Here is a 12,296-nt window from a genome sequence, read left to right as displayed (position 1 = left end):
GCGGGGGCACACCTGCACGCGCCGGATGACGAGCTTCCTTTACGTCCTGAAGACAGATGGCGTCGTCAGCGCAGTTCGACCATACAGCCGAAGCGAATTTTAAGCCTCACTGCCGTGTTTAGTCAGAAAATCACCGAAATCGCCACGCTCAGCCAGATTGACACGACGCCGACAAGAAACATGTGCCGCGCAATACGGATGCGGGCGTCACTGGTTTCCGGCTCGACCGGGCTCGTCGCCATCCACGGCACGAGCCCGAGGCAGCCGAAGCCAATCATCGAAAACACGAAGACAAAGACGTCGGAGACTCGCCATTTCGCCTGATCGTGCAGGCCCCAGTAGCCGAGAAAGACGATGCCAATCGAGAAGATCGTCGCCGAGGCGGCACTGAGCGCGGGTACGGATCCGATTGGACTCGGCATGCTTCACCTCCGAAACGTTAGGCTGCTGTGGCCGTCCCCATCGCCCGCGTTCAGGTCATTCAGGACGTACGGGCCTGCCTCGTTTCATACGTCTTCAGATGACTATAGGCAATCCGCAGCAGCGACAAGCCGTGCTCGCCCTTTTGCGCATCGCCGCCGCGCGAGATCAGATCGCCGAGGATGTGATCCGCCTCGGTATGCGAGTGGCTTTCCACGTCGCGCAACATCGAAGCCGTCAGCGGCGACGGTGTAAAGAGCGTTTGGGTAGCGCGAGCGTCGAAGTCCAGGTCCATCGTGAAACCGTTGTGCTCCGCGACGCCACGGCACTCGCCGAGCAGGTTTTCGATGATACGCTTGCCATCCGGCGCAGCCAGAATATCGCCGACCGAACCGCGCATCAGGCACGTACTGGCCGCCAGTGTGGCCAGGAACACCCACTTTTCCCACATGCGCAGCAGGATGTTGTCGCTGACCACGGTGTCGAAATTCGCGCCGGCCATCGCGTCCGCAATCGCCTCTACACGCTCGGACGTGCCGCCTTCCAGTTCACCGAAAGTAATCGCGTGAATGTCGTTCAGATGCATGATCTGCTGCTCGGGGCTGAGCGTCGCTGCAATGACGCATTGACCGCCCAGTACGCGTGACGCACCGAACTTTTCCTTGAGCACGTCGAGATGGCGCATGCCATTGAGCATCGGCAGAATCAGCGTCGATTCGCCGACCAGCGGTGCAAACGAATCGATCGCATCGTCGAGACTGTAGGCTTTGCAACTGAGCAGCACCAGATCGAACGGCTCCGCGCCAACACCGGCGAGTATCGTCTTGACGTCGTGCAACGTGAGATTGCCGCGCACGCTGTTGATGACGAGACCGTCACGCGCGAGTTTTTCCGCGCGGCCTGGGCGCACGAGAAAGGTCACGTCCTGGCCCGCCGCTGCAAGACGTCCACCGAAGTAGCCGCCCACGGCACCCGCCCCTACGACTAGAATTCGCATCTTTTGCCTCTTGATAAATTTGGGTCACACGCGCCGGGTCGAGAAGCAAAAGGCTTCGAGGACTGCGTACGCAGCACGCTTGCAGAAATGTAGCAAAGATTGACGATGTGCATCGGCCATACCTGTCGGGCCGGTTTGCTGCGACGCACCGTGGCCGCGTTATTTCCGCATTGTTCTTATGTCAGATCAATTGGCGCGCCACCAGCCGTCCTGCATCGTCCACACCGGGGGCGGTGTCGGAGATAACCTTGTGCTTGCTCACAAATAGAACGCGTCCGGCAATTGTTCACGCGCGGTGGTGTCGCGGGTGGCGCCATGCAGATTGCCGAGCCGGATCGGCAATTCAGGACCGCCCAGTTCGATGATCACCTGGCGGCACGCGCCGCAGGGTGCGATCGGTCCATCGGTATCGCCGATCACGGCAAGCGCGGCGAACTGGTCGCGCTGATAGCCCGCGGCAATCGCGCTGAAAAACGCCGTACGTTCAGCGCAATTACACAGTCCGTACGAGGCGTTCTCCACGTTGCAGCCGTCGAACACGGTGCCGTCCCGGGTCAGCAGCGCGGCGCCGACCTTGAACTTCGAATACGGCGCATAGGCCTTTTCTCGCGCGGCCCCCGCACGTTCCAGCAGTTGTTCCATGTTCATGCAGCGATCCTCCATTCGACAGAATCGCAAGGGTACACGGATCGAGTGCCGGCAGGCCGGCCGCGCTCACATCAGAATGGCAGCAGCGCGCTGCGATGCCAGGCACCGCAACGCGCCACAGCAGCCGATCTCAGATCACTTCCAGCGCCAGCGCGATCCCCTGCCCACCGCCGATACACAACGTGACGACGCCGCGCTTCAGGCCGTCGCGGCGCATCGAATGCAGCAGGCGCGTCGTCAATACCGCACCGGTTGCGCCGATCGGATGACCGTGCGCGATCGCGCCGCCTTGCACGTTGATCAGTTCTTCCGCGATGCCGAGTTTGCGCGCCACCGCGAGCGGCACGGCGGCGAAGGCTTCATTGATCTCGAAGCGTTCGACGTCCTCGAGTTGCCAACCTGCGCGGGCCAAGGCCATTTGCACAGCCGGCACCGGACCGAGGCCGAACATGCCCGGCTCCACGGCCGCGACGCCATACGCCACCAGCCGCGCGAATGGCTCGATGCCGCGCGCCTCGGCGAACCCGCGTTCAGCGACCAGCATGGCGGCGGCTCCGCTGTTCAAGCCCGGCGCGTTGCCTGCGGTAATCGTGCCGTCCGGACGGAATGCCGGACGCAGTCTGGCGAGCGTTTCGACGGTGGTATCCGGGCGCGGTTGTTCATCGCTCGTAAAATGCTGCGGACCTTTGCGCCCCGGGACTTCGACCGCGACCAGTTCAGCGTTGAAATCGCCGCGCGCCTGCGCTTCGGCAAACCGCTGTTGCGAACGCGCGGCCCAACGGTCCTGCGTTTCGCGCGTGAGGTCGAACTGCGTGACGAGGTCTTCGGTGTGCCAGCCGGAATGCTCGCCGGAAAACGCGTCGTTCAGGCCGTCGCGCAGCAGGCTGTCATGGGTTTGCGCGTTGCCCATGCGGTAGCCCCAGCGGCCGCCGTCGAGCAGATACGGCGCGCGGTCCATGTTTTCCATGCCGCCAGCCACGGCTGCATCGCCGAGGCCAAGCCAGATTTCCTGGGCCGCGGACGCAATTGCCTGCGCGCCCGAACCGCACACCCGATTGACCGTCAATGCTGGCACGGCTACCGGCACGCCGCCGCCAATCGATGCCTGGCGCGCCGGATTCATCCTGTTGCCGGCCTGAATCACGTTGCCCATCACCACCGAGGCCAACGCGGCCGGATCGAGGCCGCTGCGCCGCAACGTCTCACGCACCGCGACCGCGCCGAGTTCGGTTGCGGGCACCTCTTTCAGCGATCCGCCGAATGCGCCGATCGGCGTTCTCACCGGATTGCAAATCACCACTTCTCGCTTACTCATCATTCATCTCCAGTTGGACTACTACTTTCGTCGCCACATCCACTCGCATCAATTCGCCGATGCCGCCGTGATCGTGGCGGGAACATCCCATCCACCGCCCAGCGAGCGGTACAACGCCACCGCCGCGAGCGCATGCTCGCGTTTGGCCTGATTCAACGATTCCGCGTCGCGCAGATACGCCTCCTGCGCGGCGAGCACATCAAGGAAATCTGTCGCGCCGCCCTTGTAGAGCTCGCTCGACAGATGCAGCGCATGGTCCGATGCATCGAGCGCACCGCCCAGGCGTTGCACCTGCACCGCGCCATTCACCAGGTCGCTACGGTTATCCTCGATTTCCTTGAGCGCCTGCAGCATGGCTTGCTGCAGGCCGAGTTGCGATTCGCGCATCCGGCTCTCGCTCGCGTCGATGTTCGCGGTGATCCGCCCGGCGTTGAAGATCGGACTCGTCGCGTTCAATGCCGCGCTGAAGAGGTTATCCGTCAGCGTCGGCAAGCCGAGGTAGGACGAGGCCAGCAGGCCGTCGGCGAGATTGAGCCTGAACTGCGGATAGCGCTGCGCTTTTGACACCCCCACTTCCGCCGCGCGCTGTTCGACCGTGGCGTAGGCATTGCGCACGTCGGGCCGCTGCAACAGTGCCTCGGACGGCAGCGTCTGCGGCACGCTTTGCGCAGGCACCGGGATGTCGCGTGCATTGGCCAGCAGCAAGCCGTCGACGCTCTCCGGCGTGCGCCCCGAATACACCGCGATCAGACTCAGTTGATGCTGCACGGCCGACTGCACGCGTGGGATCTGCGCCTGCAAGTCCTCTAGCTGGTTCTGTGCCCGTGCGACGTCGAGTTGCGTCGACAGTCCGTAATGCAAGCGCTCCTGCGTGAGTTTCAAAGCGCGGGCGCGGATCTGTTCGTTGTCGCTGAGAATCTGCAATTGCGATTGCGCCCAGCGCAGGTCGATATATGCCGCCGCGGTGTTCGCCGCGAGTGCGAGGCGCAGCTGGTTCAAGGCCGCCTGCCGACCCGACACTTGCGCCTGTGCTGCGAGAACAGCAAGGCGTTCGCCGCCGAAGACATCCGGCATCCAGCTAGCCGTCAGGCCAACACCGGCCTGACGCACATAGCCGAGCGGCGGCGGCGTGTTCTGGCGAGAGTCGGAAGCGGTCGCGCTGGCGTTCAACTCCGGCAGCAATGCCGCGCGATTTTGCGTCGCGAGATCCTGCGCCTGCTTGACGCGCTCCACGGCGGCCTGCACGTCGAGATTGCCTGTCAGCACCGACTCCACCAGCCGATGCATGACAGGATCGCCGAATTGCGCCCACCATGTATCGGCGCTTACGCTGTCCTGAGGAGCATCGACATTCCACGCGGTCGGTGCGACGGCCTGCACCGTATGCTGCAGGTCCGCATGTGTTTCGGGTTGCACGGCGCATGCCGCGAGCGTCAGTAGCGCCGCGCTTGCGAGTACTTTGATAACGATTGGTTTCACGCTGAATTCCTCAATGAGCATCGGGCGGCGGTGCGGTATTGCCAAACGGATGCGAGAACAGCACGCTCAACAAACCGGCGACAAAGCAGAGCGACAGCACAAAAAACGTGTCCGAGAACGTGAGCACGAGCGCTTCACGCATCAGCAGCGCATGCAACTCTCCGAGTCCTGCGTTAGCCGCATTCAGCGCATCGCCGCCGACTGCCGCGAAGTGCGCGCTTTGCTGCCGCAAAATCGATTCGACCACCGGCCGGCCCGCGCTCAAATGCTCGTCGAGCCGCTCATAGTGGAGATTCAAACGATCGTTGAGCATCGTGCTGCTCACTGCGATGCCAATCGCACCGCCCAGATTGCGCATCAGATTGAACAGGCCGCTCGCCGAGCGCAGCCGCGAAGTCGGCAAAGAGCCGAGCGCCATCGTGACGATAGGCGGAATACAAAACTGCTGGCCGATGCCGCGCAACGCTTGCGGTACCAGCAGTTCCTTCCAGCCCCACTGACTGGTCAACGGCACGTAGAGATAGCACCCGACACCGAACAGAACAAGTCCGAACACCATCAGCAAGCGCATATCGATGACACGAGCCAGCGTCGAGTACGCCGCCAGCGCAAGCAACTGAAAGCAGCCGACCGATAGCAGCGCCAAGCCGATCTGCAGCGAATCGAAACCACGCACACGCGACAGGAACACCGGCGTCAAAAACACCGTGCAGAAAATCCCGATCCCGGTGATGAACGACAGCAGACTGCCGATGCCGAAGTTGCGAATCGCCAGCGCGCGCAAATCGACGATCGGGTCTTTCGCGGTGAATGCATGCACGAGGAACAGAAAACCGCAGATCGCCGACACCCACGTGCACAGCACGATCACGTCGTCGCCGAACCAGTTCTTGCGCGGGCCTTCTTCCAGCACATATTCGAGGCAGCCGAGAAAGCCGGACATCAGCAGGATGCCGAGGTAGTCGCCTTTTTTCAGCAGCGAAAGATCGGCCTCGTCGATGCGAACGTATTTCGGCACCATCAGCGTCACGGCGAGACCCGGCACGAGGTTCAGATAAAACAGCCAATGCCAGGACCATTGCGCCGTGATCCAGCCGCCTATCACCGGACCGATGGTCGGCGCGAGCGTGGCCAGCGCGCCGATAGTGGTGGACGCAATCAGGCGCTGTTTGCCCGGAAACAGCACGAACGCGGTGGTGAAAACGGTCGGGATCATCGCCGCGCCGAGCGCACCCTGCAGACCGCGAAACAGGATCATCGAATTGATGTCCCATGCGAGACCGCACAGCATGCTGGTGATCGTAAAGCCGAGTGCGGAGAACGCAAACAGCCAGCGCGTGGAAAACACCCGAGTAAGCCAGCCCGACATCGGAATGACGAGAATTTCGGCGATCAGATAGGACGTCTGTACCCACGAGAGCTCGTCCTGGCTCGCGGACAAACCACCGCCGATGTCTTTGAGCGAGGACGCAACGATCTGGATATCGAGCGTCGCCATGAAAAAGCCGAGGCACATCAGGGCGAACGCGAAGAATTTGGTGCGCGTCGGCTGGTCGGCGGGATCGGCGAAATGGGCGGGGGCTTGAGCCATGGCGGGTTTATCCCTGGGGCGGCGCGTTGTCGGCTTCGACATGCACCTTCACCGTCGCCGAGAGCCCCGGGCGCAGAACGCCTTGCATGTCCTTCGGCACGTCGAGACGCACGCGCACCGGCACGCGCTGCACGATCTTCGTGAAGTTGCCGGTGGCGTTCTCCGCCGGTAACACGCTGAAGGTCGCGCCGGTCGCCGGCGCGAGACTCTCAACCACGCCGTGAATCCGTTTGCTCGACGCATCGAGATCCACGTCGACGCCGTCGCCAACGTGCATCTTCTTCAGCTGGTCTTCCTTGAAGTTGGCATCGATCCACAGCCCGCTCGACGGCACTACGGTCAGCAGCGACACGCCCGTGTTCGCCAGCAGGCCGACGCGCGCGGTGCGATTGCCGACGTAACCGTCGATCGGCGAGCGGATCGTGGTGTACTCCACATTCAATGCCGCGACCCGCTGCGCCGCCTGTGCGGTGGCGATGCGCGCCTCGGCATCGCCGATCTGCGCGTCGAGCACGGCGATCTGCCGTTGTGCGGCAATCAACGCTGCGCTGCTGCGGTCGACCGCGGCATGCGCCTTCGAGAAATCGGCGTCCGCGCGTTCCACGACCTGGTTCGATACCGCGTCGTCCTTCACCAGTTCGCGATAGCGCGTCTGATCGGCGGCGCTGCGCGTCAACTCCGCGCCGGACGCGCGAACCTCGGCGGCCTGCTCGTTGATCGTGGCGAGCTGCAAGGACTTTTTCGCCCGCAACTCGGTGACAGCGGCTTGCGCGCTCTCCACCTCCGCACTCGCTTGGGCAAGGCGAGCGTCGTAATCGCGCGCATCGAGCCGGATCAACACCTGATTCGCGTGGACGAACTGGTTGTCGTGCACCAGCACGTCCGTGACGAAGCCGTTCACCTTCGGCGACATCACGGTCACATCCCCGCCGACGTAGGCATCGTCCGTCGTTTCGACAAAGCGGCCGACGAAGAACCAGTACGACGCGGCAAGCGCCAGCACGGCGAGCACCGTGATGATCGCGAGCAGCATCCACGGAATGCGCCGCGCCGGTTTGGCAGCGTTTGCCACGCTAGGCGGTGCAATAGTCGAGAGTGTAGTGGACATGATGTTCGTATGTGCGTATGCACTAGCTGAGCAAAAAACAATGGCGCGTTGTACTGCGCCGGACTTGACCCGCTCCATGCGGGCTGATTCAAATGGAATCGCTTGTGATGGCGAACAACTCGGAACGCATTGCCGCCGCGCGCTGCTCGCCGAAGCGATCCTCGAATTCGGCTTGTGCCGCATGCCAATGCTTGCGCCCTGCTTGCAAACGCGCTTCGCCGGCTGCCGTCAGCGCAATCGACAACGCCCGCGCGTCCGCCCCGAGGGCCTCGCTCGACACCAGTCCGTTGCGCCGTAGCGGCTGGATCGTGCGGACCAGCGTGGTGCGCTGCATGTGCATGGCTTCGGCCAGCTGCTTCATGGTCATCAGACCGGTGCGCTCCAGGCGCCCCATCAGCGAATACTGCGTGATGGTGAGGCCAACTTTCTCCAGATGGCGGTCGTAAAGCTGCGACATATAACGTGCGGCCTGGCGGATCGCAAAGCAGTCGTCGTCGAAGAGCCCTTCCATCGCTGCGCCTCCTTTTTGCGTGTGCGTATGCACATAATCAGACGTGCCAAAGCTCGTCGGAACGAGCGCATACGCGTTGTCTATCCGGTGATGCTGAAGAGCTCGGAGCGCAGCGCCTTGGCGCGCGCGTGACCGAACTTTTCCTCGAACTCGTCCTGCGCGGCACGCCATGCGATGGTGGCCTGATCGAAGGTCGTTGCGCCCTTCTCCGTGAGACTGAACAGAAACGTGCGGCCGTCATGCTCCGCCGATTCGGCGACCACCAGCCCGTCACGCTGCAATGGCTTCATGGCGCGGAGCAGCGTGGTGCGCTCCATGACCATGGCGTCCGCGAGGTCCACCATCGGCAGGTTCGGCGTGCGCGCGAGCTTGGCGAGAATCGTGAACTGCGCAGCCGTTAACCCCACCTGGCCCAGATGGCGCTCGTAGATTTGCGTGACGTGCCGAGCCGCCTGGCGCAGCGCGAAACAATTGCATTCGTCGTAAGAGAGAGGACGGGTCATGGTGGGCAGTGTATATGTGCATACACACATAGTCAAGCCCACTTTCGCGCAGCAAGTGCCTCGCAAAAATCGTCGGATCGGTGTGCGGTCTGCTCCTGAAAGGGAACAATCAGCCGGTCATGACCTACGATCCGGCGCCGGCACCAGCAGCACCCGTTCAGCCCCTGTCACCCTCTGTTCCCCGTTCACGATGAAAACTACCCGCAATGAATAGCGGAATCAGAATGCCAGAACAAAAGGCGGCAGGTTAAAGCGCCAGCACCGTCACCCCCACTTCCACCCGATGCGCCCCGCCCCCCAGGATCATCCCGCGCAGCAAGGACACGTCGCTGTAATCGCGGCCGATCGCGAGCGTCACGTGGTCCCTATCGGCGAACACGTCATTGGTGGGGTCGAGATCGATCCAGCCACTCTCCGGGCAATACACGGACACCCACGCATGCGAGGCATCCGCACCGATCAAGCGTGGCTGCCCAGGCGGCGGATCGTTGCGCAGATAACCGCTCACGTAACGCGCCGGCAAACCCAGCGAACGCAAACAGCCGATCATCACCTGCGCAAAGTCCTGGCATACCCCGCTCTTCATTTCGAAAGCGCGCTCGGCGGGCGTGTCGAACATCGTCGCCGAGGGTTTATACGCGAAGTCTTCGTGAATCCGGTGCATCAGATCGATCGCCCCCGCCACAATCGGCATGCCGGGAGGAAAGCTCGGCAGCGCATAAGCGCGCAACGACGGCCGCGGCACGATGTTCGGCGACGCAAAGCAGAACTCCACCTCGGGCCGGAACTCGCCGCCGACCCAAAAACGCAACGCATCCACCACGTCTTCCCATTCCGGCGTTTCATCGGGATCGAGATCGGTCCAGCGCGGCATGACCGCCACCGTGGTTTCGCTAACGAGTTGCAAGCGCTCGTGCGGGGCGTCCAACGCGAAGTACAGTACGTCGTTGCCGAATGCGTCGATACGGCTAGTCTGATACGACGGCTCCGGTTCGATCTTTTCGCTATGCGAAACCACTCGCTGCCACGCACAGGCGATCGGCCTGATCGTCGCGAGATGCTGGGCGGTCTCCACATACGTGGAGTAGTGGTAGGTCGTGCGATGCGAGACGGACAACACGGTCGGCGCGTTCTTCATGACCAAACCTGCGAAGCCACCGTACTGGCATGACTGAAATAGCGTGCGCTGATCTCATGCGCCGCCGCGCCGACATAACCGCCGATCTGATCGCACACCGCCATCAGGTCGGCGTATGAATCGTTTTCGTCGACGCCACACAGCGATTCGAGCGTCGGCAACGAATCGGCAGGCAGCATCAATTCCGCAAACGGACGATGCCGCATGCTGCCCGCGGCCACGGCGATCTCGTCGAGTTTTGTGCGCAGGCGGTCATAGACGCCGTAGATTCCGCGCGGATTGGTAGGCTCGATCACCAGCAGATCGAGCAAAGCCGGCACTTCGAAACGGCCTGGATACAGCGAGCGATACGTCAGCGTGCTGTCGAACAATTGCAGCAGCAGATCGAACCCGGCCGGTTTCGCGAGTTGGCCGTTATCGGCGATCACGCGCAAGAACGATGTCATCGCCGACACGCGTTCGATGTGCCGCCCGACGAATAACAGACGCCACGCTTCGTCGCGAGTCATGCGGTCGCCTTGCGCGCCGCTGATCGCCGACAGTTGCACCGACAAGCGTTCGAGCGCGTTCATCAGCGTCACGCGGTCATAACGATCGTTACGCTCGGTCTGCAGTGCATCGCGGAAATCGTTGCGCGCCGCGAGAATCGTACGCCAGTGATCGTTCGACAAACGCCCACGCACTTCGCCGTTCGCACGCGCCTGATAGTTGAGGTTCTGGCCAATGCTCGCAACGCCGGTGCTCTCGCTCAGATTCGCGACCAGCGCGCGCTCGAATGCTGGCGGCGAAACCGGCGAGAACATATCGCCGGATTGCACGAGACCGCAATGCATGGCGAGTTCGACCAGCGTCGGGAACATCGCGTCGGCGTCGTTGCCTTCCAGCGAGCCGAGAATCAGCCGCAACAGCCGCACGTTGTTTTCGGCGCGTTCGCCATAACGTCCGGCCCAGAACAGATTTTCAGCCGCGCGGCTCGAGACGGTGCGATGCTTGCGCGCGAGGTCGGCGGGTTGCATCGGCGAAGGCAGCAGCGTGAAGGTCGAGGTCGGCTGACTCGACAACACCCACGTATCGACACTGCTGCCGCCGTATTGCATCGACACCGTCGCCTGACGCTCGGCGGCCATCCGCGTGAAGCCGCCGGGCATCACATGCCAGCCCCCGTCGACGTCGGCAATCGCAAAGACGCGCAGCACCGATGGACGGCGGCCAATGGTGCCGTCTTCGTAACGCGGCGTGCAGGAAAAGCGCAGCGGCTGCTGGATCGTATAGGTGTCGGGCATCGCTTCGATGCGCTCACGCCATGGCGAGAGCCGCTGCCTGCCCTGTTCGATCCCGGGCGGCGCATCGCGTGGCGCGACCGGCCAGGTCGGCACAATGAACGCTTCGTCCAGACGCCCGAACGCGTGCTCGCGCGCCGCCTTTTCGCCGCACCACCACGTCGCCACGCTCGGCAGCACAAGGTCTTCATCGAGCAGCACTTCGGCGATGCCCGGCAAAAAACCATGCAAGGCCGGCGATTCGACAAAGCCCGAACCCGGCACATTCGACACGATCACATTGCCCGCGCGCATCACCTGCAGCAGGCCCGGCACGCCGATGCTCGAATCCGCGCGCAGTTCGACCGGATCGCAGAACGCATCGTCCAGACGGCGCAGCACGACGTGCACCCGTTCGAGACCGGCGAGCGTCTTCAGATACAGCATGTCGTCGCGCACGGTCAGATCCTTGCCTTCGACCAGCGTGACGCCGAGATACCGCGCCAGAAACACGTGCTCGAAGTAGGTCTCGCTAAATGGCCCGGGCGTGAGCAACGCGATATGCGTCGAGCCATCGGCACCCGACCTGTCGTGCTGCATTGTGGCCTGCGCGGCCTGTGCGAGCGTAGCAATCAATTGCGAATAGGTCGGCGCGAGGCGGCTCACGCGCATCGCGCGGAACGGATCGGCAAACAGCGTCGACACGATCAACCGGTTTTCCAGCGCATAACCCAGGCCGGAAGGCGCCTCGGTGCGATGCGCCATGACGGTCCAGTCACCGTCGGGCGTACGCGCCAGATCGACGGCAACCACCTGCAGATATTGTCCGCCAGGCGGCGTAAAGCCCTTCACGGAGCGCAGATAACCGGGATGCCCGAACACCAGCGCGGGCGGCAGCTGCCCACGTTCGAGCAAGGTCTGCGGCCCATAGACGTCGGCGACGATCGCATTGAGCAGATGCGCGCGCTGCGTCACGCCACGCTCGATATGCGCCCACTCGGCCTCGCTGATCAGGAATGGCAGCAGGTCGAGCGCCCAGGCCCGCGGCTCGCCGTTATCCGCATAGACGTTGTAGCTGATGTCGTTGTCGCGGATCTGCTGCGCGACCGAGGCGTAGTGATCCTCCAATCGCGCGATGCCGTCTTCGCCCAGCCGCTCGAAGAATTGCCGCCACGGTTCGCGCAACGCGCCTGAGGCGTCGCGTAACTCGTCCCAATGTCCTTCGTAGGCGGGCAACAGCCGCAATGAGGATGAAGCGTCCGCGCGAGCTGCGGACGCTTCGAAGGGAAAAGTCGATTGAAAGGCCAAGGTCGTGTCGTTCTTAAAG

The 12,296-nt window shown here is 62.9% G+C and carries 11 protein-coding genes; all 11 read right to left on the bottom strand.

What is annotated here, in order from left to right; genetic code table 11:
* Positions 1 to 122: 122 nt before the first annotated feature.
* Entirely contained in the window at positions 123 to 422 is a 300-nt protein-coding gene (locus tag P3T22_RS06215; RefSeq protein WP_063499940.1) for a hypothetical protein, read from the bottom strand.
* 59 nt (positions 423 to 481) lie between these two features.
* Positions 482 to 1,417, bottom strand: a complete 936-nt coding sequence (gene panE / locus P3T22_RS06210) for a 2-dehydropantoate 2-reductase (RefSeq protein WP_429324525.1) — start codon at positions 1,415 to 1,417, stop codon at positions 482 to 484.
* A gap of 258 nt (positions 1,418 to 1,675) precedes the next feature.
* Positions 1,676 to 2,065 (bottom strand): cytidine deaminase, encoded by a 390-nt coding sequence (locus tag P3T22_RS06205; protein WP_279224531.1) that lies wholly within the window; start codon positions 2,063 to 2,065, stop codon positions 1,676 to 1,678.
* A gap of 130 nt (positions 2,066 to 2,195) precedes the next feature.
* Positions 2,196 to 3,380: a thiolase family protein gene (locus tag P3T22_RS06200; protein ID WP_429324524.1), complete on the bottom strand. Its 1,185-nt coding sequence runs from the start codon at positions 3,378 to 3,380 to the stop codon at positions 2,196 to 2,198.
* A gap of 48 nt (positions 3,381 to 3,428) precedes the next feature.
* Positions 3,429 to 4,859 (bottom strand): efflux transporter outer membrane subunit, encoded by a 1,431-nt coding sequence (locus P3T22_RS06195; RefSeq protein ID WP_063500838.1) that lies wholly within the window; start codon positions 4,857 to 4,859, stop codon positions 3,429 to 3,431.
* Between the two features lie 10 nt (positions 4,860 to 4,869).
* Complete coding sequence (locus tag P3T22_RS06190; RefSeq protein ID WP_063499944.1) at positions 4,870 to 6,450, bottom strand: DHA2 family efflux MFS transporter permease subunit; 1,581 nt, start codon at positions 6,448 to 6,450, stop codon at positions 4,870 to 4,872.
* Between the two features lie 7 nt (positions 6,451 to 6,457).
* Positions 6,458 to 7,558: an HlyD family secretion protein gene (locus P3T22_RS06185; protein ID WP_181448443.1), complete on the bottom strand. Its 1,101-nt coding sequence runs from the start codon at positions 7,556 to 7,558 to the stop codon at positions 6,458 to 6,460.
* An 88-nt stretch (positions 7,559 to 7,646) separates the two neighbouring features.
* Positions 7,647 to 8,069: a MarR family winged helix-turn-helix transcriptional regulator gene (locus P3T22_RS06180; RefSeq protein ID WP_063499945.1), complete on the bottom strand. Its 423-nt coding sequence runs from the start codon at positions 8,067 to 8,069 to the stop codon at positions 7,647 to 7,649.
* A gap of 80 nt (positions 8,070 to 8,149) precedes the next feature.
* Entirely contained in the window at positions 8,150 to 8,572 is a 423-nt protein-coding gene (locus P3T22_RS06175) for a MarR family winged helix-turn-helix transcriptional regulator (RefSeq protein WP_063499946.1), read from the bottom strand.
* A 247-nt stretch (positions 8,573 to 8,819) separates the two neighbouring features.
* Positions 8,820 to 9,710, bottom strand: coding sequence for a transglutaminase family protein (locus tag P3T22_RS06170; protein ID WP_063499947.1), 891 nt, complete (start codon positions 9,708 to 9,710; stop codon positions 8,820 to 8,822).
* On the bottom strand, positions 9,707 to 12,277 hold the full coding sequence (locus P3T22_RS06165; protein WP_429324523.1) for a circularly permuted type 2 ATP-grasp protein: 2,571 nt from the start codon (positions 12,275 to 12,277) through the stop codon (positions 9,707 to 9,709). Before P3T22_RS06165 ends, P3T22_RS06170 begins: the two co-directional genes overlap by 4 nt.
* Positions 12,278 to 12,296 lie beyond the last annotated feature (19 nt).

It is taken from the genome of Paraburkholderia sp. GAS348 (assembly GCF_050434205.1).
Taxonomy (GTDB): Bacteria; Pseudomonadota; Gammaproteobacteria; order Burkholderiales; family Burkholderiaceae; genus Paraburkholderia.
Note: the sequence above shows the minus strand (reverse complement) of the source record. Positions and strands in the feature narration are given on the sequence as shown.

What these genes read in the sequence shown, in the direction of transcription:
- P3T22_RS06215 (WP_063499940.1), bottom strand. Translation starts at nt 422, where the DNA reads ATGCCGAGTCCAATCGGATCCGTACCCGCGCTCAGTGCCGCCTCGGCG.
- panE (WP_429324525.1), bottom strand. Translation starts at nt 1,417, where the DNA reads ATGCGAATTCTAGTCGTAGGGGCGGGTGCCGTGGGCGGCTACTTCGGT.
- P3T22_RS06205 (WP_279224531.1), bottom strand. Translation starts at nt 2,065, where the DNA reads ATGAACATGGAACAACTGCTGGAACGTGCGGGGGCCGCGCGAGAAAAG.
- P3T22_RS06200 (WP_429324524.1), bottom strand. Translation starts at nt 3,380, where the DNA reads ATGAGTAAGCGAGAAGTGGTGATTTGCAATCCGGTGAGAACGCCGATC.
- P3T22_RS06190 (WP_063499944.1), bottom strand. Translation starts at nt 6,450, where the DNA reads ATGGCTCAAGCCCCCGCCCATTTCGCCGATCCCGCCGACCAGCCGACG.
- P3T22_RS06185 (WP_181448443.1), bottom strand. Translation starts at nt 7,558, where the DNA reads ATGTCCACTACACTCTCGACTATTGCACCGCCTAGCGTGGCAAACGCT.
- P3T22_RS06180 (WP_063499945.1), bottom strand. Translation starts at nt 8,069, where the DNA reads ATGGAAGGGCTCTTCGACGACGACTGCTTTGCGATCCGCCAGGCCGCA.
- P3T22_RS06175 (WP_063499946.1), bottom strand. Translation starts at nt 8,572, where the DNA reads ATGACCCGTCCTCTCTCTTACGACGAATGCAATTGTTTCGCGCTGCGC.
- P3T22_RS06170 (WP_063499947.1), bottom strand. Translation starts at nt 9,710, where the DNA reads ATGAAGAACGCGCCGACCGTGTTGTCCGTCTCGCATCGCACGACCTAC.